Consider the following 22,651-nt stretch of genomic DNA (forward strand, 5'->3'; position numbering starts at 1 on the left):
CACGGTGGCGGGGGAGCTTGATGCGCGGTGGCCGCGGGGCGGGGAGCGTGTAAACTGGAGTGAGCAAGCCGTGCCCAGTCCAAAGCGAGGTATTCAATATGTCTGACAAGCGCCGCACCTTTGCCGTTATCGACGGCAACTCGCTCATGCACCGCGCCTTCCACGCCGTGCCGCCGACCATGAACGCGCCGGACGGTCGTCCCACCAACGCGATCTTTGGCTTTCTGAACATGTTTCTTAAGATGATCGATGCCTTTAGCCCCGACGGTGTGGTCGTGGCGTTTGACAAGGGCAAGCCGCGCGTGCGCATGGAGATGCTGCCGCAGTATAAGGCGCAGCGCCCGCCCATGGACCCCGATCTGCATGCGCAGTTTCCCATGATTAAGGAGCTGCTCACGGCGCTCAACGTGCCAATTCTGCAGTCCGAGGGCTGGGAAGGCGACGATATCCTGGGAACCATGGCGCGCCTGGGTGAGGAGGCCGGCTGCGACATGCTGCTGGTGACCGGCGACCGTGACATGTATCAGCTTGTGACCGAGCACGTCAACGTGGTCTCGACTCGCAAGGGCCTGTCCGACGTGGCGATCATGACGCCCGAGAGCGTGGACGACCTGTATCACGGCATTACGCCGGCGCTCGTGCCCGATTTTTACGGCCTGAAGGGCGATACGTCGGACAACATTCCCGGCGTACCGGGCATCGGCCCCAAAAAGGCGAGCGCGCTCATCGCGCAGTACGGCAGCTTGGACGAGGTCATTGCGCATGCTGACGAGGTCAAGGGCAAGATGGGCGAGAACCTGCGTGCACACATCGACGATGCGCTGCTGAGCCGCAAGGTTGCGACCATCCGCACCGATGCACCTGTCGAGCTCGACTTTGACGCGACGTCCTTCCCAGCGTTTTCTGCCGATGAGGTGTCCGCGGCGCTGGGCGCACTTGGCATTACGGCCATGCAGAACCGCTTCCTGGCGCTGATTGGCGGCGAGGGCGGGGTCGTGCCCGCTGCCAGCGCGCTCGAGATACCCGCGGTTTCGCGTGCCGCCGCCGGCGATGCTGAGGCACTTGCTGCTGTGGCGGCCGAGATCTCTCGCGCGATTGATGCGGGCGAGTGGGTCGCCGCCGTGGTGGACGATGACAAGGAAGAGGGTGCGCTCTTTGGCCTGACGCGTACGCTGTGGCTGGCGACGTCCAAGGGGCTCTTTGCGCTCGAGGAAGCCGATGACGGCACGCCTGCCGCTGTCGAGGGCTTCAATTCTGCCCACGGCGTTATCGCTGGCGTGCTCGCGCGCCTGTTTATGGAGGGCCGCGTGGCGAGCCCGGACATGAAGGCGTTGCTGCATGAGCTTTCGCCCATCGATTCTTCTGAGCCCGAGCTCATGGACCCGCTGGCAGTCGATTCCGTGCGCATCTTTGATACCGTGGTTGCCGCGTACCTGTTGGATTCCGACCGTTCCGAGTTTGACGAGGCATATCTGGCCGATACCTATCTGCAGATGGCGCTGCCTGCGGCGCGCGGTGCGGATGGTGCTGGCGAGGACGCTCCTGCTCCTGCTGCCCGTACCGCGGCGTTGACGCTGGCACTCGTGGCGCCGCTTCGCGACCGCATGGCCCGCGAGAACGCCGCCAACGTGTTCGATGGCATTGAGATGCCGCTCGTGCCGGTGCTTGCCAAGATGGAGCGCGCGGGCATGCTCGTAGATCCCGACCGGCTGCGCAGCCTGTCCGAGGGCCTGGCGACCCAGATCACCGAGGTCGAGCGCAGCATTCGTGACCTGGCAGGTGATGAGACGTTTAACATCGGCAGTCCCATGCAGCTCTCGCACGTGCTCTTTGACGTTATGGGGCTTCCGACCAAGGGCCTCAAAAAGACCAAGCGCGGGTACTATTCGACCAACGCCAAGGTGCTGAGCGACCTTGCCCGTGACCACGAAATCGTGCGCCTGATTTTGGACTGGCGTGAGAAGTCCAAGATTAAGTCGACCTATCTGGACACGCTAGGTCCGCTGCGCCGTGGTGACGGTCGCGTGCACACCACGTACAACCAGACCATCACGGCAACGGGTCGCCTGTCCTCGAGCGACCCGAACCTGCAGAACATCCCGACGCGCTCTGAGCTGGGCCGTACCGTTAAGACGGCGTTTTCGGCAGGCGAGGGCAGCGTCTTTTTGGCGGTGGACTACTCGCAGATCGAGCTGCGTCTGCTGGCGCATCTCTCGGGTGACGAGCACCTGGTGCGCGCCTTTAACGAGGGCGAGGACTTCCATGCCGAGACGGCCGCGCGCGTGTTTGGCGTTTCCGTATCCGAGGTAACGCCCGACCTGCGCAGTCGCGCCAAGGCCGTGAATTTTGGCATTGTGTATGGTCAGCAGGCGTACGGTCTGTCGCAGTCGCTGCACATCTCGATGGCCGAGGCGCGTGGCATGATCGATCGCTACTACGAGGCCTACCCGGGCGTGCGCACGTTCCTCGACAACGTGGTGGCGCGCGCCAAGCAGACGGGCTACGCCGAGACCATGTACGGTCGCCGGCGTCATATTCCAGAGCTCAAGGCCAAAAACCCACAGCTCCGCGGCTTTGGCGAGCGCACGGCCATGAATCACCCCATGCAGGGCACCGCCGCCGACATCATCAAGATCGCCATGGCCCGCGTAAGCCGCCGCCTGGAAGAAGAGGGCTTTGCCGCCCACATGATCTTGCAGGTGCACGACGAACTGGACTTTGAGTGCCCCGTCGACGAAGTCGAGCGCCTGACCGCCATGGTCCAAGACGTCATGGAACACGTCGTAGACCTCCGCGTACCCCTCATCGCCGAAGCCAGCACCGGCATAACCTGGGCCGACGCGAAATAGGAAAGCAACCACAGTTCCAAAGTAACTAAAGGCAGAAGGGGGCTCCTTGCCAACAAGGAACCCCCTTCATTCCAAAAAATCAGCCAAGTATCTAGACACCCAAGACGCCATCTAGGCGGCAAGCAAGTCAACATCGCCATGCCCGGGGCCGGCCGTTTGATTTTTGTAGATTCCGCACGAGCCGAAGGCCACTTAATGTGGCCTTCGAGCGAGCCCAGGACCTGACCGAGCAAAAATCAAACGGCCGGCCCCGGGCATGGCGATGAGATAGATTACCGAGCCGCCAAGATGGCGTCGATGAGCGTCAGTACGCCCCCGTCGTTGTTACTCGGAATGCGCCACTTGGCGTGCGCATTCATATGCTCTTCGGCATTGTCCACGATAAAGCTATGCCCGACGCGCTCGAGCATAGGAATATCGTTGTAGGTGTCGCCCACGGCGGCGGCATCGGCGATATCGATGCCCAAGTGCTCGCACAGGTGCGCGACGCCGGCGCCCTTGTCGACGCCCAGGTTCATAAAGTCGATCCACTCGCGCCCGGCGTTGGTGACGTAGAGCTTGTCCGAGAACGCGGGGCTATAGGTCTCGCGGAACGCAGGCTCGGCGTCGTAGGCGGGGAAGAAGATCGAAATCTTGTTGGATTCGACGTCAAGACCCTCAAAGGTGTCGACGTAGTTGATGGCAGAATAGTAGATGCTGATCTCGTCGTGGTACTTGTGGTCGCGCGTCAAAACGTAAGCATCGTCATAGCAGCACAGGACGGGAACGGCGCGCGGGTCCTCCACGGCATGTGCCAGGACCTTGTGGTAGAGCGCCACATCGATATTGCTCTTATAGATATAGTTGCCGCGATAGATGACGCAGGCTCCGTTGTCGGGACAAAAGGCGAGGCGGTTCTTGATGCCCTCGAACATCTCCTCGAGCTTGGGGGCGGGACGTCCGCTGGCGGGGCAGAATACGATGCCGGCTTCGGCGAGCTTGTCCAGGCGTTCGTCAAGGCCTTGCGGCAGCACGCGCTCGTCGGTGAGCAGCGTCTTGTCCATGTCGACGGCGAGAATCTTAATGTTTCCGATATTGGCGTCCGATTCGTAAGTTTGCATAAAAGCGCGCCTTTCGTTTCGAGATTGTTTCAGACGTTATAGTCATAAACTAGTAATCGGGCGTATTTTCGCAGGAACGAAGCCTGTTTGCATCACGATTCACAAAGTAATGAAAAAACTTTTCAGAAATTTGAATTTGTCGCTTGTGCTGCGGGCACTTTAGCGTAATATAGCGACCATCGAAAACGGAGACGGAAAAACAACCGCTTACCGAGGAAAAGGTACCGTTTGCGATATTTGAATTGCGCCCGGCGATATGTGAAAGGAGAGGCAGATGCAGTTCGTAAAGACCATCACCACTGCAGACAATGCCATCCGACGCCAGCGCGCAATTTCCCGACGACGATAACAATCGTCTCTGTCCGCATGGGGCGAATTGCCTCAACAGAGTCATTTTGAGGTCGTTGGGTTTTAGCACGACATTGCTGCATGTTTCTAGGGCATGTATGTGCTGATTTTTGCTATTTAACCTGATATTGCACGGTATTTGACCTTGAAATGACTTGCAACTGACCGATGTTCTAACTAGCTACCAAGGGCGAAAGGAAACAGCCATGAGCAAGGAAAAAGTCGTTCTCGCATATTCTGGTGGCCTTGATACATCCGTATGTGTCAAGTGGCTCCAAGACGAGAAGAATCTCGATGTCGTTTGCGTCTGCGGCAACGTGGGCCAGGAGGAGACCGGCCTGGACGCCAAGAAGCAGAAGGCACTCGACCTGGGCGTTCTCGATTGCCAGGTGCTCGACCTGCGCGACGAATTCTCCGATGAGTTCCTGACTAAGGCCATCGCCGCCAACTCCATGTATGAGAACAAGTACCCGCTGCTCTCCGCCCTGTCTCGTCCGCTGCTCGCCAAGAAGCTCGTCGAGGTCGCTCACGAGTTTGGTGCGACCTACGTTGCCCATGGCTGCACCGGCAAGGGTAACGACCAGGTTCGTTTTGAGGCTGCCGTCAAGGCCCTCGATCCCGAGCTTAAGGTTATCGCTCCGGTTCGTGAGTGGGATCTGAAGTGCCGCCCCGACGAGGTCGCCTATGCCCACGCCCACAACGTGCCGGTTCCCGAGGGTGCCAACGACAACCCCTATTCCATCGACGACAACCTGTGGGGTCGCGCCATTGAGTGCGGCCATCTGGAGGATCCCTGGAACGAGCCGCTCGACGACGCTTGGGTTATGACCAAGAATCCCGAGGACACGCCCGACACCCCGACCTACACCGAGATTGAGTTTGAGGCCGGCAAGCCCGTCGCCGTCGACGGCAAGAAGATGAAGCTCTCCGAGATCGTCATCGCCCTCAACAAGATTTCGGGCGACAACGGCTTTGGTCGTCTTGACCTGGTCGAGGACCGTCTGGTGGGCCTCAAGAGCCGCGAGTGCTACGAGGTGCCCGGCGCCCTGACGCTTATCACCGCCCATAAGGCGCTCGAGGATATTTGCGTTGAGGGCGATCTGCTCAAGACCAAGATCAAGCTCGAGCAGGATTGGGCTACCGCCGTGTACAACGGCCAGTGGTATAGCCCGCTCAAAAACGCGCTCGACGCCTTTATGGCCGACACCCAGAAGTTCGTGACCGGCACCGTCCGTCTGAAGTTCTTTAAGGGCAACTGCCACGTTGTCGGCCGCAAGAGCCCCTTTAGCCTCTACGACTACGGTCTGGCCACCTACGACCGCGACACTACGTTTGACGAGAAGGCCAGTGCCGGCTTTATCGAGATCGACACGCTGTCGCTCAAGACGTGGGCAAAGGTCCAGGGCCCCAGCTCTGCTGCCGCCCAGGCCTAGCGCCTCCTTCCCTTGGTATCCGCGCGGCCCATCCGCGTGATACATAACGGGCGCACGGGGTCCCTACCTTTCGTTATGCTTGCTGACACTTCTTAACATCGGTGACCCCTACGTTCCGCCCGCATATATGAGCCGCGTCTGCGGCTGAGTCCGAGCCCCGCCGGGGTTGTCCGGCGGGGCTCCTTCTATCAATTTGAGGGCTTTACACCTTTATTTATTCGAGGAGTATCCATTATGTTCAATGCGGTTGGCGGGAGTCGAAGGGCGCCAAGTGCCAGGTGCGTCACTTCTTTGCAAATTAGCTGCATGGACCCGCGCACGGTGGGGGATGTGCAAAACTAGCGGTTGATAAATCGCTTTAGGGACAGGGTGCCTTGCTTTGGGCGCTTGTTTAGGTATTTGATGAAAGGAGACGGTTCCATGGCTCTTTGGGGCGGTCGTTTTGAGGCGGGCGTGGCCGAGGTCACGCAGGAGTTTGGCGCGTCGCTGCCGGTCGACAAACATCTTTATAAGCAGGATATCGCCGGCTCTAAGGCACATGCCAAGATGCTGGCCGCCCAGGGCATCATCAGTGCCGAGGACGAGCAGGCGATCTCCGAGGGCCTGATCGGAATTGAGCAGGATATCGATGCCGGCAACTTTACCTTCGATATCAACGACGAGGACATCCATATGTCCATCGAGAGCGAGCTGACGCGTCGCATCGGCGAGGCCGGTAAGCGCTTGCATACCGGACGTTCGCGCAACGACCAGGTGGCGACCGACACACGCCTGGGCGTCAAGGCGCTGGCCAGGGAGCTCATGGAGGCCAATCTTGAGCTGCGCCATGTGCTGGTGGATGCGGCTAAGAAGTACGACAAAGTGATTCTACCTGGCTACACGCACATGCAGCATGCTCAGCCCGTGCTGCTGTCGCATCATCTGCTGGCGTATTCCTGGATGTTCGCGCGCGACTTTACACGGCTAAAGGCCGCCTTTGATGCCGCTGACAACTGCCCGCTGGGTGCTGCCGCGCTTGCCGGCACGAGCTATCCGCTCGATCGCCAGATGACGGCTGCCGAACTTGGCTTTGCGGGTGTGATCCCTAACTCGCTCGACGCTGTTTCCGATCGCGATTTCCTGCTCGATCTGCATTACGCTGGCTCCGTTATGGCCATGCATCTGTCGCGTCTTTCCGAGGAGATCGTGCTGTGGTCGAGCTCCGAATTTGGCTTTATCACGCTTTCCGACTCTTACTCCACCGGCTCGTCCATCATGCCGCAGAAGAAAAATCCCGACTTTGCCGAGCTGATCCGCGGCAAGAGCGGCCGCGTCTACGGCAACCTGGTGCAGCTACTGGTGACCATGAAGGGCTTGCCGTTGGCCTATAACAAGGACCTGCAGGAGGACAAGGAGGGTGCGCTCGATACCGCTCACACGCTCATGCAGTGCCTGTCCGTTATGGCCGGCATGATTTCGACTTGGACCGTCAACGAGGATGCCATGGCGCGCGAGTGCGGCGTGGGGCACCTTGCCGCCACCGACGTTGCCGACTACCTGGCTAAGCGCGGCTTGCCATTCCGCGAGGCGCACGCTGTGGTGGGGCACCTGGTCCTGATGTGTGAGAAGCGCGGCTGCAATCTTGAGGACCTGCCGTTTAAGGTGTTCCAGGAGGCGAGCCCGCTTTTTGAGCGCGATATTACCGAGGCGCTCGACATCCCGTCGATCGTTGCCGCGCGCACGACCGAGGGCGGCACCGCTCCTGCCGCCGTTGCCGTGCAGCTGCAGCGTGCCGAGGCGCAGCTCGTGGCCGATGAGGACGTGGTTGGATCGCTGACCAAGGTCGTCGAGATGGGCCACGGAGCTAATTAGCTTATTGGATGCGTCTGTCTGGTGTGTTCATCATATCTTGCCTTTACGGGTGCCCGCTACGGTGGGCACCCGTTTTGTTATAGAGAAGGAAGGGGCTTGTCGATAACTTCTGTAGGACCTTTGGGCAGGTTGTGAAGGGGCTACGTTCACGGGCGGCAACCGACCGTCCGCTCGGTTCGGTGCGGTTGATGCGCGGTCGGATGGTACTCTAATCGGGCTTCGAAACAGAAGTGACACATATGGAACGTTTTAATAAATTGTAGTGTTTCAATAAACAGTTTTTTGTTTAACTGCAGCTAAAACTCTGTTACGATGCAGTCCAGGCGGGTGCCGGAATGGGACTTGGGCACGCGCGAACCTACTTGAAAGGCTACCTTATGGCTATCGAGAAGACCTTCATTATGATTAAGCCCGACGCTGTGCGCGATCGCAAGATCGGCGAGATCGTTGCTCGCATTGAGCGCAGCGGCCTTGTCATCGAGCGCATGGAGATGACCACGCTCGAGCGCGCTACCGTCGAGGAGCACTACGCTCATCTGGCCGACAAGCCTTTCTTTGGCGGTCTCTGCGACTTTATGACGAGCGGTCCGGTCGTCAAGATGGTCGTTTCCGGTCTTTCTGCTGTCTCCAAGATGCGCACTCTTATGGGCGCTACCAACCCGCTTGATGCTGCCCCCGGCACCATCCGCGGCGACTTCGCTGTCGATGTCAACGCCAACGTGATTCACGGCTCCGACTGCCTGGAGAACGCCGAGATCGAGATCAAGCGCTTCTTTGGCTAAACCAGCTTTGACTCCTCAAAGCTGTTAGCGTGTGGCTTTGGCGCCGCGGAATTCCATCCGCGGCGCCCTTTTTATTCCAGTAGATTTCTAGGTATATCCCAAAAAACTACTAAACAGCCCCCGTCCGGATGTGTGTTCCGGACGGGGGCTGTCGTTAACGTATGGTGTTGTAAGTCTTTAGGCCTCGTCGACGACCTTGAGTCCGCGGGTCTGGTCGATCTCGTTGAGGAGATTGACGCGACGCTCGTGACGGCCGCCCTCGAACTCGGCATCGAGCCACTCGTCGACGATCATCTTGGCGAGCTCGGAGCCCACGACGCGGGCGCCAAAGGCGAGCACGTTGGTGTTGTTGTGCATGCGCGAGAGCTTGGCGCTGAAGGGCTCGGAGCACACGACGGCACGAACGCCCTCGACCTTGTTGGCGGCCAAGCTAATCCCGACACCGGTGCCGCAGATCAGGATGCCCAGATCGACGTCGCCGTTGGCTACGGCTTTGCCCACCTTGTAGCCGGCGATGGGGTAATCAAAGCTCTCGGAGGTGTCGGTGCCAAAGTTCACGACCTCGCAGCCGCGCTCCTTCAGGTGCTCGGAAATGATGTTCTTGAGCTCGACGGCGGCGTGGTCGTTGCCGATACCGATCTTCATGAGTGGTTCCTCTCTGGTCCGTGCGGCGGAATTGCTAAAGGTTTTACCGCGTTCGACTGCATGATAGCGCGTCTTTTGCCTAAACACTCGGGCGTTTTTTGGTCAAACGCTTTAGCGGACACGAACATCAGCCCATCACGAAAAATGCCGCCAATTTGCTTCTGGCGGCCGTCTGCCGGAACTCGACTTGCGGTTTTTGGTGCCTTGTTATCAAATGGAGAAGTTGATACTTGCGAGAGCAACCCGTTATACATGTAGGAGATACCTATGCCTACCGATTCCATCCGTGATGCCGCGTTTTGTGATGTTTTGAACCGCGAGCTTGTCTGTGCGCTCGGCTGCACCGAGCCCATTGCCGTTGCCTATGCGGCGGCGCTGGCGAGCCAGACGCTCGGTTGCGAACCCGAACATATGGATGTTGCCTGCTCAGGCAACATCATCAAGAACGTAAAGAGCGTGACCGTGCCCAACTCGGGCGGTATGCACGGTATTGAGGCCGCGGCCGTGCTGGGTGCCGTGGGCGGTGACGCCAAGAGCGCGCTCGAGGTGCTCGAGAGTGTTGGCGATGCAGACCGTGCTCGCGTGACCGAGCTGCTCTCCGATGCCGACTACTGCGATGTGTCGCTTGTCGAGGGTGTGCCCAACCTCTACATTAAGGTGACTGCCACGGCCGGAGGTCATACTGCGGTCGTCGAGATCACCGACCATCACACCAATGTTACGTGCCATACACTCGATGGCATTCCGGTGTGTGGCAAGTCGGCGGGGGAGTGTGCCGCCTGCGCCGAGCGCGTTGTGGCCGAGCGTGCCGCCGATAACGCCGGTACGCCCATGTCGATTGAGTCTATCATTGACTTTATCGAGGACGGTGACATCGAGGGCGCCCGCGCTGCCGTTGAGCGTCAGATTGAGCTGAACGGCGCTATTAGCGCCGAGGGCTTGGCGAACGCTTGGGGCGCCGAGGTGGGCCGTACGCTGCTGGGCGCTCGCGCCGACGACGTCGCCTGCCGTGCGCGTGCGCGTGCGGCCGCCGGGTCTGACGCCCGTATGAACGGCTGTGCGCTGCCGGTCGCCATTGTGTGCGGCTCGGGCAACCAGGGTATTACCTGTGCGTTGCCCGTTATGGAATATGCCGACTACCTGCGCTGCGACCACGAGCGCCTGGTGCGTGCCGTGATGCTGTCCGATCTTATTGCCGTGCATATCAAGAGCTATATTGGTGCGCTCTCGGCGTTTTGCGGTGCTATTTGCGCTGCGTGCGGTGCCGGCGCGGCGATTACCTGGCTGTGCGGTGGCACGCGCGAGCAGATCGGCGCGACGGTCTCCAATACGCTCGGTAACGTGGGCGGCATCGTGTGCGATGGCGCCAAGGCAAGCTGCGCCGCCAAGATTTCCGCTGCCGTTGATGCGGCGATTCTGGGCCACGATATGGCCATGCAGGGCCGCGGCTTCCGTGCCGGAGAGGGCCTGATTCAGGATACGGTGGAAGAGACGATCGCCAGCATGGGCTATGTGGGCCGCGTTGGCATGAAGGATACCGACGTCGAGATCCTCAACATCATGATCGGCAAGACCATCGTCGACTGCTAGGGGCTCTGGGGCACTGCATCTTGTTGTTGAAACTATCGCGCTTGTGGCCGTAAAGCACCTGCCTGCATTGCGGACAGCGAGGATCTCGCGGTATGTCACCAGGTCGTTCTCGCGCTTGATGCGCTCGAGGACGGTTGCGACAACAAGCGCCGCTATCGCCGGCAGGAACGTCGCAGCCGCGGCGACGCCGGCGCCCCAGGTGCCCTCCATCCAGTTAAACGCCGGCGACAGTATCAGTGCGAACGCCACCGCCAGCAACGCGAGCATCAGCACGGCCAGCCATAGCATCCGCGTTCCCATGCGCTTGCGATCTCTTTCGACTGCCTCTTCCATAACGGTCACGTCTCCCTTCACGAGCGTGTCTATGGAGGTGTCGAATAGGATGCTCAGCATGAGCAGACTCTGGACGTCCGGATACGTCTTGTCCCGCTCCCAGTTGCTGATCGTCTGACGCGATACATAGAGCTTCTCGGCAAGTTGCTCTTGCGAGAGGCCCATCGCCTCGCGCCGCGTCTTGATCTGGTTGCTGATGTCCATCGTCACCTCCCGGTCGTGAAGGAGCGTCCCGCGAACACGCCGGGTGCGCTATCGAATCTGTTGTACATCATATGCGGCAAGGCTTGCCGGGCGCTGCAAAAACTGTTTTGCACGGGGTTTACCTGCATGATTGTTGCTGCGATGGCTTAGCGATGTTGTCGAGCAGTCATCCAAGTGTACAGGCCCATGGCGGCGTAGCCGATTGCGGTATAGGCAACCCCATGGAACGCAAGGTCCTGGCTGCCCTCGACCTTGAGGGGAAACAGGACCGCGGGTCCGATTCCGAGCGCCGCGGGTACCCAGAAGAGCGTCCTCGCGGAGTTCGCGGCGAGCAGGCCGAGGGTGATTGCAGTTGCGGGGAGCACGGGGTAGATCAGCGCCATCATGGCGATCATGCCGGCATCGGGTGGGACGACCCTCACCAGGAGGACGGGGATTGCCCAGCAGGCGCCAACGATTGCGATCAATGCGATGAGGGACGCGCGTACGGTGACGTTCATGGGGCACCTCCTAACGGGAATCGCCCCCATTCTGGCATACATCTTCAGAATGGGGGCTAAGGGGGATACCATTTCGGGGAACGGGTGCGTACCCGCGCTTTTAACTCAGCATCTTGGCGAGCATGCCGATGCCGACGCCCACCAGTCCGCCGGCGATGGCGCCGATGATGATCTGCACCGCGTTGCGCGTGCCCTTGACCCAAGGGTTCATCTCGCGCTCACGGCGCCCCTCGAGCGTGTCGCGATCGACCTGCTCGCCGCGGCTAAACGCCAACACCTCGCGGTACGTGACGAGGTCGTGCTGCTTCTTCATGCGTTCCATATACACGAACGCCACGAGCATCACGACGAGCGCCACGGCGGCAAACGCCGCGGTGGGCGCGATGTGCATGCCCCAGCCCCATTCGAACTGGAACGCCGCCCACGCGCTCAGCACCAAAAACACGACCGCACTCACGACCGTGATTGTGGATAGGGCGTTGTACTTCTTGACCGCTTCGTTCATTACCTGTGCCATGGTTTCCACATCTCCTTTGATGAGGGAGTCCACGGTCACCCCGAACACGTTGGAAAGCAGCAGCAGGCTCTGGACATCCGGATACGTACGGCCGCACTCCCAGTTGCTGATGGTCTGGCGCGACACGTAGATGCGCTCCGCCAGATCGTCTTGGGACAGTCCGAGCTCCGTGCGATGCTCCTTGATGTGCGAGCCCAGCTCCATGCGTTTGCTCCCTAGAGGGTCGGGGTGACCCCTGTCGAGAGCCACCATGTCATTGACGCGAGCATCGTACCATCAAAGGTCTTTATATTTGACCCCCACGGGGCAAAATCGAGCTGTCAAAAGGCTTTATATACGACATCTAGCTGGGAAAAGAACGGTCCCCAAAGGCGGATGCCTCCGGGGACCGGTTGGTGCGTATAGAGGGGGCGAGCTTGCTTTGGGTTGGTGTTGGCCCCGCCGTTCGGCTCGACTTTGGAGCGGCGGGGCTCAGCTCTGCCTCGACCGCGGCGCGGGGCGCGGCTTTGTCCCGACGTCGGCAGCGGCCGAGCCCTGTCTTCCCGGCTTAGCCCTCTTCGCCTTTGGGCGTGCCCTTGAACGAGGGCTCTTTCTTCGGCAGCCTTCCCGCGCGTTTGAGGGCGTCTCGCAAGATCCATTCCACCTGACCGTTGGCGCTGCGCATCTCATCGTCCGCCCAGCGTTGGACGGCCTCCCAGATAGCGGGGTCTATACGGAGTGGATACTGCTTGCGTGCCATGACGTGCCTTCTTGTCGAATGTGCAATTTTGCACCCGTCCCCAAATTACTCATTGGTGTTGGGGTTAGTACAGCGAGCCTGCGTTGAGCACCGGGTGCGCCTCGGATTCACCGCAGAGCACCACCATGAGGTTGCTGGCCATCTGCGCCTTGCGCTCGTCGTCGAGCTCGATGGTGCCGCCGGCAGCCATCTCCTTCACGGCCATGTCGACCATGGAGACCGCGCCCTCGACGATCTTCTTGCGTGCGGCGATGACGGCCTCGGCCTGCTGGCGGCGCAGCATCGCCTGGGCGATCTCGGGGGAGTAGGCGAGGTGCGTGAGACGTGCATCGTCGACCTCGACGCCGGCGGGCGCCAGGCGCATCGCGAGCTCGCGGCGCAGGGCTTCGGAGACCTCTTCCACATTGGCGCGCAGCGTGATGGCGCCGGCGGCATCGGACTCGTCCTCCAGGTGGTCGTAGGCGTACACGCTCGCCACGTGGCGCAGCGCCGTCTCGGCCTGCATGGCGACATAGCTCTGGTAGTCGTCGACGTCGAAGAGCGCCTTGGCGGTATCGGCGACGTGCCACACCACGACGGTTGCGATCTCGATGGGGTTGCCCATTTTGTCGTTGACCTTCAGGCGCTCGCCATTCAGGGTGCGCACGCGGGTGGAGATAGTGGTGGGGTTGCCCTTGGCGGCCTTCTGCGCCGCGGCCTTGGCGGCCTTGGAATCGCTCATCTCGAGCTCGATCATCTCGCCGATCCCGGCCGATCCGCCCATGCTCTTGCTAAAGAACGGGTTGGCCCAGAAGAAGCCCTCGTCGCGGACGGTGCCCACGTACTTGCCGAACAGGATGCACACGCGCGCCTGGCCGGGCTGCAGCGAGAAGAATCCGTTGAGTGGGATGAACCACAGGCAAAACGCGAGGATGCTGAGGCCGAGCCCCCATCCGTAGACTGCGGGCGCGTCGACGCCGTCGGGCGTGCTCGCGAGCCCGATGGTGCTCCAGATAAAGAGGCCGATGATGACGATGAGCGCCACCGCCACGGCGACGAGCATGCCGTAGCCCGACTTGGCCTTGAGTTGCTTTTCCACGCTCATTGTGAGTTCCTTTCATGACTGCGCCGGCGTTTGCGTGACGTCCCCGGCGCCGCGCTCCAGATTGCGATGGGGAGGAGGCGAGTCCCCGAGCAGTCCGTGCGACTGCTGATTGCATTGTGATATCACATTGAGACCAAGTCAAGGAGAATCGGATGCCGTCTCTCATGGCATAAGTGGTTCGGGGCGCCCGGCATCTACGCTCCGTAGAGGTCTTCCTGTTGCATCTTGGCTCGCAAGTCCCTATAATAGCTCCACTCACGGCTGAAGGTTTACCTCTAGATTTGGAAAGGGGAGCTGCACCATGCTTGCTTCTATGAGGATTTGGCTCTAGCCACGGTCGCGTGAGCGACCGGTACTTCGCTGCATACCACCGATCGCATCAAAGGATTATTCCATGACACAACCGAATCCCTGCGCTTCTTGGAAGCGCTCGCTCGCCATCGTCTGGATCGGCGAGTTCTTCTCCGTGCTCACGAGCTCCATTCTGCAGATGGGTCTCATCTGGCACGTCACCCTCACCACCGGCTCCGCGAGCGCCCTGTCGTTCGTGAGCCTGGCGGCCTTCTTGCCCATGGCGCTCCTCGGCGCCTTCGCGGGCACCATCGTGGACCGCACGTCCATCAAGCGTCTCATGATCGGCGCCGATCTCTTCATCGCGGCCGTGAGCCTCACGCTTGTCTTCGGCTCGCTTCGGGGCGACCTTTCTGTCGCCGTTGTGGCGGCGGTGCTGTTCGTCCGTGCGCTGGGCAGCACGCTCCATACGCCCGCCTTCAACGCGCTCACACCGCTCATCGCCCCGCCCGAGGTGCTCGGCAAGCTGGCGGGCATGCTGCAGTTCATGCAGTCGGGTAGCTATATCATCGGCAACGCCATCGCCGCTGCGGTCTACCCGGCGTTTGGTCTGACTTTCATGATCGCGCTCGATGTCGCCGGGGCGGTGCTCGCGAGCATCGCGGTGGCGACCTCCGGCATCAAGACGCCGGCGCCCGAGCGCCATACGCCCGAGGAGAACGCCGAGGCGTCGCACCGCGCGGTGCGGGCCTTCCTATTGGAGACGGCCAACGGGTACCGCGAGCTCAAACGCCATCACGGTCTGTTCGCCATGCTCTGGATCGGCTTCGCCTTCTCGGTCCTGTTCTCGCCCATATCCGCGCTGTTCCCGCTCATGGTGTTCGACCATTTTGGGGGCACCACTACGCAGTCGGCTATCGCGGAGATCGCGTTCTCGGTCGGCATGATCGCGGCGAGCGGCTGGATCGGGGCGACGGGTGGCCTTAAGAACCGCGCTCTTTCGTGCACGCTGGCCATCGGCCTCTTCGGAGCGGGCACGCTCGCGGGCGGCCTCGTGCCCCCTTCCGCGCTCGTTGTGTTTCTGGGGCTTACGTTCGCGATGGGGGTCTCGAGTCCGCTGTACAGCGCGCCGCAGATGGCGCTCATGCAGGAGCGCGTCGATCCCGAGTGCATGGGCCGCGTCTTCGGTCTGTACGGAGCGGTCTGCAGCTGGGCTATGCCCGTGGGGCTCGTCGCATCGACCTTGTTCGCGGACGCCATCGGCGTAAGCGCGTGCTTCGTGCTCATCGGTGCTGCAATGGTGATCCTAGCAGGCATCACCTGGGCGATCCCGAGCATCCGCAAGATTGGGTAGCGCTCTGGCGGAGTGCGTTTCGTTTCGGACGGCTCGTAGGGTCGCTGCGACGTGAAGGGTGGTCGACGGTGCGCCTGCGAGGGCGCCGTCGACCACCCTTTTGTTTAATTCGTCTGGCCCGGCGCCGATCATCATCTGTTCGTCGGGCGATTGCGATGCCGCCGCTTGCCGATACGCGGCTCCTTACGTTGTGCGCATCCCATCGTTCTGGCAGCGTTTCCTGCAGTTAATCTCCAGAGCTCGAGGCGGTGGCCCCTATGAGTAATCTGCTCGAATCCATTCTGCGCGTCGGTATGACCGTGTTCATCGTCGGCCCGCTCACTGCATGGGTCGCCCGCCGCGGCGCGCGCGAGCGCAGCGAGGCAACGGACAGCCTCGATTGCTTCACGGTGCGCATGCCCGCAGCCATCCGCACGATCATCGCCTGCTGCGCCGTCGCGTTCGAACTGCTCATGCTGGGTGTCTACGTCTGGCAGGGCGTCTCGCTGGGCGAGTGGGACCACGAACTTGTGTGGTTCGGTCATGCCATGGCGCTCGCGGGTATGGCTATCTGGGCCTTGCTGAGCATCCCGCGTATCGACGTGGACGGTGGGCGCATTCTCTCGCGTAACGCCTTCGGCATCCGCAAGGAGACGACGTTTGGCAACATCACCCGTGCAACGCTTCACGCGCAGATGATGAGGATCGACCTGTTCGAGGGCGACCGGAAGTTCTGCTCGATAAGCCTCGAGGGGGTGTGCTCGCTCAACCTCCTCGCCCGTCTGGAGGAAGAGGGCACCGAAGTCTCGGACGCCGTCGACGGTCCCATGACCAAGGCGGGCCTGTGTTGGTCTGCCATCAAGCCGTTGACGATTGTTTTCAACGGCATGGCCCTCGTCTTCTCGCTCGTCCTCGCCTTCATGGCGGTCTTCACCGACGAGGGTGCGCGCCTGCTCGTGCTCATCCCGTTCCTGTTCCTGTTCATAGGGGGGTTCCTGCCCCTGCTCATGCTCGGCATGCCGGCCCGCGGCATCCTCGAGATCGGCAGGCAGGAGCGCGCGCTCGGTTTCTCCTTCTCCGAGGAGATGGCAAGCCGAGGTGCCACGGGTACTTCGCTTGTCGATGACGATTGGTTCATCGAGATCAGCAACGCCCGCGTCGTGGCGTTTCGCCGCGATTACCTCAAGAAGATCACGGCGCACGAGAACAGCGAGAGCGGCGACCGCTGCACGGTGACCACGAGGGGTGGTCGCAAAATCAAGGTGTATGCAAGCGGGCAGCACGCTCGAGGACCTGCGCACGTGGTTCAAACAGGGTGCCAAGGTCAGAAGCACACTCGACCGCGCGGGGGACGCACTCGAGGCGACCGTTTGATTGGGTTGCCTGCCAAGGATCCAAAACGGGAAGGGGCGCTGTCGGCGCCCCTTGTCATACCAGGCCCGCTGGCCAGCGAGAGGCCTGCAGGTCGACATGTCCGTTGGCGAGGAAGGCAACGCCTTCGTCCTCGAGCAGTGTGCGCTGCGCCTCGGGCCCACCGAAGGCGAACCCCTCCGCGAGGCGTCCGTCGGCGAATACGATGCGATGACAGGGGATGGTGCTGGGTTCCGGATTGACGTGCAGGGCGTATCCCACGTATCGGGCTCGACGGGGCTCACCAACGAGCTTGGCGATCTGACCATATGTGGCAACCATGCCGCAGGGCACCTGGCGTACCATGTCGTATACGCGGTTGAAGAATCCGTCGGTGTCCCGGTCTGCCATGCCGCCCTCACTTTCAATCGATATCGCCATTGTAGTCAAGAAAGGCGCCCCACATGCGCGGGGCGCCTTTCCAAAGAGGTGTTGCGCGAGGGGAGGGAAGGCGCAACGTTCGTGTCGAAGGTCTTTAATTCACCCGTGCCTTCATTAAGTTAACTATAGCTAATTCTCTGAGACCCAAGTCGTAGACCGACGAGCACACAGCCTCTCCATAAGTTAATCAAGGGTTACAAATAGAAAGACACAGTGACATGTGGTCGTTGGGGTTCAAGGAATCGCTCGATGAGTTCGGAGAACGCACCCTCAGTCCCAGCCGTTTCAAGGACGACATCGCAATACGGCCGCACGTCGTCGGTGACATTCGCCACGCCGACGCCCAGTCCCGCCGCCTTGATCATGGAGAGGTCGTTTGCGGAATCACCAACGGCGATGACCTCGGACATCGGAATTCCCAGCATATCGGCAAGGCGCGTGAGCCCCGTCCCTTTGTCAACGCCTGCGGGCATGAGTTCGAGGTAGCGCTTGGAGGAGAAGGTGATGTCAACGCCGAGTCGCTCGGCCATCGGCGCGAGCTTGCGGCCCAATTCCTGCAGCTCATCGAAGTCCCAGTCGACGTACAGGATCTTCACGATGCCACGGCCTTCAAGGAATGAGAGGTCGGGATGGTCAGATCCGCGAAAATGAGTGACCCCGGTGATCGATTCCAGATAGTCGCGCTCCCGTGTGGGTGCGTCATTCACGAACACGTGGCCGTCGGCGACGTTGACGTGCATGCAGAGTCCGAGTTCGAGCCCCTTTGCATAGATCGCGTTCGCGCATTCGTTGGAAAGGCCGCAGGTGGTGAGCGGGGTGGGGTCTCCCACGCGGTTGATGAAGCCGCCGTTATAGGAGAGCACATAGCCGTCTTCGATCAACTCGCGGGCCTCCCCCGAGAAGTTGTCCATGATAGAGGAATACCATCGCCCGCTCGAAGGGACGAACAGCACACCGAGCTCCCTCATGCGTTTGAGTGCTCGGAGATTGGACGCCGGGATGGCGTGGTCGGCATCGAGAAACGTCTCATCCATATCGCTGGCAACAAGTCGGTACATGCAATCCCCCATACAACGTAAAAAACGAGGCGGGCTTATTATCGCCCACCTCGTAAGACCTTGGCTATGTCGAAGGCGTGGACACGTGAAGATGGCCCATTCGCGTGTCGCGGCGCGTTTCCGCGAGCCGGATGGCTTAGTACACCATTCCCATGGCTTCGCGTACCTCGGCGAGCGTGGCCTCGGCGACCTCGTTAGCGCGGCGGTTGCCCTCGTGCAGCACGTCCTTCACATAGTCCAGGTCGTTCTCATAGCGCTGGCGACGCTCGCGGATCGGCGCGAAGTACTCGTTGACCGCCTCGGTCACGTATTTCTTGAGTTGGCCAGAGCCACCCATGCCAATCTCTTCGGCAATCTCGACTTCGGAACGGCCGGTGCAGATGGCGGCTGTCGAAAGCAGGCCGGACACGCCGGGGCGGTTCTCGGGGTCAAACGTGATCATGCGCTCGCCGTCGGTCTGGCTCTTCTTGATGCGCTTGGCCGTCTCCTCGGCGGTCATGGAGATGTTGATGGCGTTGCCGTAGGACTTGCTCATCTTGCGCCCGTCAAGGCCGGGCAGCAGCGGCGTGTCGGACAGCAGCGCGTCGACCTCGGGGAACACCTTGCCGTAGCGGTTGTTGAACTTGCGTGCGATGGTGCGGGTGAGCTCGATGTGCGGCAGCTGGTCGCGCCCGACCGGCACCACGTTGCCCTTGCAGAACAAGATGTCGCACGCCTGGTGCACGGGGTAGGTGAGCAAAAGGCCGGTGAGCTCATGGCCGCTGGCCTCCATCTCGGCCTTGACGGTGGGGTTGCGCTGCAGCAGGGCCTCGGAGACGAGCGACAAGAACGGCAGCATGAGCTGGTTTGCCGCGGGCACGGCGGAGTGCGCGTAGATCATGGTCTTGTCGGGGTCGATGCCGCAGGCAAGGTAGTCCATGACCATGTTGTACACGTTGTCCTGGATGTGCTCGGTGCTGTCGCGGTCGGTGATGACCTGGTAGTCGGCGATGAGCACGTTGGTGTGGACGCCCATGTCCTGCAGCTCGACACGGCTCTTGAGCGTGCCGAAGTAGTGGCCGAGGTGCAGGCGGCCGGTGGGGCGGTCGCCGGTGAGCATGGTGTACTTCTCGGGGTGCTGCGGCAGGTCGGCGCGGATCTGGTTGCTGCGCTCGAGGCTGACCTCATAGCTGAGCTCGTTGGGCATGCTGTCTCCTTTTGGGTTGAGTGCCTGGCCGGCATTGTCGGTCTTGGTTGAAGATGAAGCTACCAGAGAAACGGCGTCTCTTGCCGGAATCAACGATGGTTTTCGCCGTGTCGTCCCGCAGGGTCGTTTCCCTTCTTGGGAAGGAGCCCCTCGATATGCTCGAGCCGCTCCTCATGGGCCGCGTGCGCCGCGCGCTCCTCGGCGGCGAAAGCGGGGTCTTCGGGCGTGACGGTCTCATCTCGCTGTCGACTCCGGTACCACCGCGACGGCGCTCCTGAGCCTGCTCGTCGACAAGCCGGTGACTATCTACACCACCAACGGCTATGCATGTCGGTTTACGGGCGAGCTTGCTGCTAAGGTGGTGGTAATTGGCGGCGACTTCAACCCCGTTACCTGCTCGCTCACCGGTCCTATGGTTGAGAGCGCGCTGCGCGAGCTGTACTTTGACCGGGCGTTTATAGGTGTCAATGCGGTGGACGAGGACCGCGGCATCATGACGCCAGGTTATCCCGAGGCTATCAAAAAACGTATCGTGATGCAGAATTCCCAAGCGAGTTGCGTACTCGCCGATAGCTCCAAGTTCCACGTGTTTTCAAATGTAAAGGTGTGCGACCTGGAGGGCTTTACTGTTATTTCCGACAGGCGCGACTCCAAAATCGGCGAACGCGTCAAAATGATCACGGCCTAGGACACTGGGGCATCGCATCTTGCCCTCAAGCCGTTGCCCACGTAACGAAGCGTGGGGCAAACGTGCGCCCCATTCCTGATTTGGGGACTAGCTTAGTTCGTCGGCTATTTGGTGCTCGTAGAAGGCTTCTACTACGGCGTTAAAGTCGCGGGCGAAGTCTTCCATGGTTCCACGCCAGGTGGCTCGGCCGGGCTTTCCTTGGCCCACATAGGCGGTTTGAATGCCGCAGGCGGGGCTGGGGAAATCGCGCTTGGGGTCGTTGCCCACCATGAGAACCTCATGTGGCTCGAGCCCCATGACCTGCAGCTGCCCTAGATAATATGTGGCATCGGGCTTGCAGCGCGTGGCGTTGCCCATGTGCGTTACGAGCTCGAAGGGCGCGTCTGTCAGCTCGCCCCAGCCCATGCGGCACTCGATGGCCCCTTGGGGAAAGCTGGGGTTGGTGAAGAGCGCACAGCGCAGCCCCGCGTCCTGTACGGCTTGAAGCGCGGCGTGCGCACCCGGCATGGCGTGGGCATTGATGGCATCGTCATTCTTGTACGGGAGAACTTCGCGTTCATAGTAGGTAAAAGCCTCATAGATGAGTGGGTCCGAGAGGCAGATGCCGCACCTGCGCTCGACCTCGGTGCGGTAAAACTTAAGATTGGTGCGATTGTCCGTGCCGCTTCGGCGATTGGCGTTGAGGTCGACCAGGATGGTGCCGAGGCGTGCCATCGTACCACCGCGGCTGCATCGTCCGATATCCGCGAGCATTGACGAGACATCCTTAAAATAGCGAAGGATAAACGCGTTGAGATTGATGCTGAGAAGCGTCTCGTCCATATCGAAAACGACTGCTTTGAGCACGCGGGCACCTTTCTCGAAAAATCGTTTAGAACGTGGGCTCCGGATACTTTACCCCAAAGCCGTATACTCAACTGCTTATCGTCAACTTATGGAGACGGTCGTTCACAAGATTGCGAAAAAGTCTCCATACGAGTAAAAAATCGCAGTTCACGCTTGAAATCGAAGTGATTTCCACGTAACCTATACGAACGTGATTGCATAAGCGTCACATTAGTATCTGTCGGCTCCCGAGTGTTCCTAAACGTTGTGTGCTTGTCGCACCCTTCTGTAGGTCCTAGCAATCGGGGCCCCGTAGTTCGAAAGGGGTCCACCTTTGAGTGAGATTCAGAACTCGTCCATTTTCTCTCTTGACGATGTCAACGAGGAGGAGATGAACAACCTCATCGACGGTACGATTACCGACTTTGATGAGGGCGATCTCGTTAACGGTACTGTCGTTAAGATCGAGCATGACGAGGTGCTCGTTGACATCGGATTCAAGTCCGAGGGCGTTATCCCGGTCCGCGAGCTGTCCATCCGCAAGGACGCTAACCCTGCAGACATCGTTGCACTCGGTGATTCCATCGAGGCCCTGGTTCTCCAGAAGGAGGACAAGGACGGTCGTCTGGTCCTTTCCAAGAAGCGTGCCGAGTACGAGCGTGCTTGGAACCGCATCGAGGAGAAGTTCAACTCCGGCGAGAACGTCGAGGGCGAGGTTATCGAGGTTGTCAAGGGCGGCCTGATCCTCGACATCGGCCTGCGTGGCTTCCTGCCCGCTTCCCTCGTCGACCTCCGTCGCGTCAAGGACCTCACCTCCTACATGGGCACCCGCATCGAGGCCCGCGTCATCGAGATGGACCGCAACCGCAACAACGTCGTTCTCTCCCGTCGCGTCGTGCTTGAGGAGTCCCGTAAGGCCGAGCGTTCCGAGATCCTGTCCAAGCTCAAGTCTGGCATGCGTCTCCAGGGCACCGTTTCCTCCATCGTCGACTTCGGCGCCTTCGTCGACCTCGGCGGTATCGACGGTCTCATCCACATCTCCGAGCTCTCCTGGAACCACGTCAACCATCCTTCCGAGGTTGTCAAGGTCGGCCAGGAGGTCGAGGTCGAGGTTCTCGACGTCGATCTCAACCGCGAGCGCATCTCCCTGGGTCTCAAGCAGACCACCGAGGATCCGTGGCGCGCACTGGTCAAGAAGTACCCCGTCGGCGCTATCGTCGAGGGCACGGTGACCAAGCTTGTCCCGTTTGGCGCTTTCGTCGATCTGGGCGAGGGCATCGAGGGCCTGGTGCACATCTCCGAGATGGCCAACAAGCACGTCGACCAGCCTTCTCAGGTCACCCACGTGGGCGACAAGGTTCAGGTCAAGGTCATGGAGATCGACCTCGACCGTCGTCGTATCTCCCTGTCGATGAAGTCCGCTGCTGAGACTCTGGGCGTCGAGATCGAGGTTACCCCGCTGCCTTCCGAGAAGAAGGACGAGGAGACCGACGCCGAGTAAATC

18 protein-coding genes and 1 pseudogene are annotated in these 22,651 nt (G+C 60.6%); 8 read left to right on the top strand and 11 right to left on the bottom strand.

Annotated elements, in window-relative coordinates; translation table 11 throughout:
• The first annotated feature begins 98 nt into the window (after positions 1-98).
• Positions 99-2,849, top strand: coding sequence for a DNA polymerase I (gene polA / locus ACTM82_RS00955; protein ID WP_441053948.1), 2,751 nt, complete (start codon positions 99-101; stop codon positions 2,847-2,849).
• Between the two features lie 272 nt (positions 2,850-3,121).
• On the opposite strand, the gene ACTM82_RS00960 is transcribed toward polA, so the two are convergent.
• Complete coding sequence (locus ACTM82_RS00960; protein ID WP_441053946.1) at positions 3,122-3,949, bottom strand: HAD family hydrolase; 828 nt, start codon at positions 3,947-3,949, stop codon at positions 3,122-3,124.
• Between the two features lie 554 nt (positions 3,950-4,503).
• Between ACTM82_RS00960 and ACTM82_RS00965 the strand changes: the two genes are divergently transcribed.
• From ACTM82_RS00965 to ndk, 3 genes are all read left to right on the top strand, one after another.
• Entirely contained in the window at positions 4,504-5,730 is a 1,227-nt protein-coding gene (locus ACTM82_RS00965) for an argininosuccinate synthase (protein ID WP_035138001.1), read from the top strand.
• A 420-nt stretch (positions 5,731-6,150) separates the two neighbouring features.
• A complete protein-coding gene (gene argH, locus ACTM82_RS00970; RefSeq protein WP_441053944.1) occupies positions 6,151-7,581 on the top strand; it encodes an argininosuccinate lyase in 1,431 nt (476 codons plus the stop codon).
• A 377-nt stretch (positions 7,582-7,958) separates the two neighbouring features.
• The gene (gene ndk / locus ACTM82_RS00975) at positions 7,959-8,363 is read left to right on the top strand and encodes a nucleoside-diphosphate kinase (protein ID WP_055251725.1); all 405 of its coding nucleotides are present in this window, start codon (positions 7,959-7,961) and stop codon (positions 8,361-8,363) included.
• Between the two features lie 177 nt (positions 8,364-8,540).
• Here the strand turns inward: ndk and rpiB are convergent, their stop codons facing one another.
• Positions 8,541-9,008 (bottom strand): ribose 5-phosphate isomerase B, encoded by a 468-nt coding sequence (gene rpiB / locus ACTM82_RS00980; RefSeq protein WP_055251633.1) that lies wholly within the window; start codon positions 9,006-9,008, stop codon positions 8,541-8,543.
• A gap of 267 nt (positions 9,009-9,275) precedes the next feature.
• On the opposite strand from rpiB, the gene ACTM82_RS00985 reads away from it, so the two are divergent.
• Positions 9,276-10,598, top strand: coding sequence for an L-cysteine desulfidase family protein (locus ACTM82_RS00985; protein ID WP_441053942.1), 1,323 nt, complete (start codon positions 9,276-9,278; stop codon positions 10,596-10,598).
• Positions 10,599-10,964: 366 nt separating this feature from the next.
• Here the strand turns inward: ACTM82_RS00985 and ACTM82_RS00990 are convergent.
• The 5 genes and pseudogenes from ACTM82_RS00990 to ACTM82_RS01010 all read right to left on the bottom strand — a co-directional run.
• Positions 10,965-11,135 (bottom strand): annotated as a pseudogene (locus ACTM82_RS00990) (helix-turn-helix transcriptional regulator); the annotation flags it as partial.
• A gap of 146 nt (positions 11,136-11,281) precedes the next feature.
• Positions 11,282-11,635, bottom strand: coding sequence for a hypothetical protein (locus ACTM82_RS00995; RefSeq protein ID WP_441031854.1), 354 nt, complete (start codon positions 11,633-11,635; stop codon positions 11,282-11,284).
• A gap of 100 nt (positions 11,636-11,735) precedes the next feature.
• Positions 11,736-12,356, bottom strand: a complete 621-nt coding sequence (locus ACTM82_RS01000) for a helix-turn-helix domain-containing protein (protein ID WP_117762863.1) — start codon at positions 12,354-12,356, stop codon at positions 11,736-11,738.
• A 343-nt stretch (positions 12,357-12,699) separates the two neighbouring features.
• Positions 12,700-12,891 (bottom strand): Arc family DNA binding domain-containing protein, encoded by a 192-nt coding sequence (locus ACTM82_RS01005; RefSeq protein ID WP_117734980.1) that lies wholly within the window; start codon positions 12,889-12,891, stop codon positions 12,700-12,702.
• Positions 12,892-12,955: 64 nt separating this feature from the next.
• Positions 12,956-13,975, bottom strand: coding sequence for an SPFH domain-containing protein (locus ACTM82_RS01010; RefSeq protein WP_118345662.1), 1,020 nt, complete (start codon positions 13,973-13,975; stop codon positions 12,956-12,958).
• A 394-nt stretch (positions 13,976-14,369) separates the two neighbouring features.
• Between ACTM82_RS01010 and ACTM82_RS01015 the strand changes: the two genes are divergently transcribed.
• On the top strand, positions 14,370-15,620 hold the full coding sequence (locus ACTM82_RS01015; RefSeq protein ID WP_117799207.1) for an MFS transporter: 1,251 nt from the start codon (positions 14,370-14,372) through the stop codon (positions 15,618-15,620).
• Between the two features lie 1,407 nt (positions 15,621-17,027).
• On the opposite strand, the gene ACTM82_RS01020 is transcribed toward ACTM82_RS01015, so the two are convergent.
• From ACTM82_RS01020 to trpS, 3 genes are all read right to left on the bottom strand, one after another.
• Positions 17,028-17,390, bottom strand: a complete 363-nt coding sequence (locus ACTM82_RS01020) for an MGMT family protein (RefSeq protein ID WP_441053976.1) — start codon at positions 17,388-17,390, stop codon at positions 17,028-17,030.
• 194 nt (positions 17,391-17,584) lie between these two features.
• Positions 17,585-18,448, bottom strand: coding sequence for an HAD-IIB family hydrolase (locus ACTM82_RS01025; protein WP_233540280.1), 864 nt, complete (start codon positions 18,446-18,448; stop codon positions 17,585-17,587).
• Positions 18,449-18,584: 136 nt separating this feature from the next.
• Complete coding sequence (gene trpS, locus ACTM82_RS01030) at positions 18,585-19,634, bottom strand: tryptophan--tRNA ligase (protein ID WP_441053939.1); 1,050 nt, start codon at positions 19,632-19,634, stop codon at positions 18,585-18,587.
• A 298-nt stretch (positions 19,635-19,932) separates the two neighbouring features.
• Between trpS and ACTM82_RS01035 the strand changes: the two genes are divergently transcribed.
• A complete protein-coding gene (locus ACTM82_RS01035; protein WP_441048626.1) occupies positions 19,933-20,322 on the top strand; it encodes a hypothetical protein in 390 nt (129 codons plus the stop codon).
• An 87-nt stretch (positions 20,323-20,409) separates the two neighbouring features.
• On the opposite strand, the gene ACTM82_RS01040 is transcribed toward ACTM82_RS01035, so the two are convergent.
• Positions 20,410-21,144, bottom strand: a complete 735-nt coding sequence (locus tag ACTM82_RS01040) for an HAD family hydrolase (protein ID WP_441088499.1) — start codon at positions 21,142-21,144, stop codon at positions 20,410-20,412.
• A gap of 337 nt (positions 21,145-21,481) precedes the next feature.
• On the opposite strand from ACTM82_RS01040, the gene rpsA reads away from it, so the two are divergent.
• On the top strand, positions 21,482-22,648 hold the full coding sequence (gene rpsA / locus ACTM82_RS01045; RefSeq protein ID WP_154515317.1) for a 30S ribosomal protein S1: 1,167 nt from the start codon (positions 21,482-21,484) through the stop codon (positions 22,646-22,648).
• Positions 22,649-22,651: the final 3 nt, after the last annotated feature.

Source organism: Collinsella sp. HCP3S3_E5, from assembly GCF_052067635.1.
GTDB lineage: Bacteria > Actinomycetota > Coriobacteriia > Coriobacteriales > Coriobacteriaceae > Collinsella.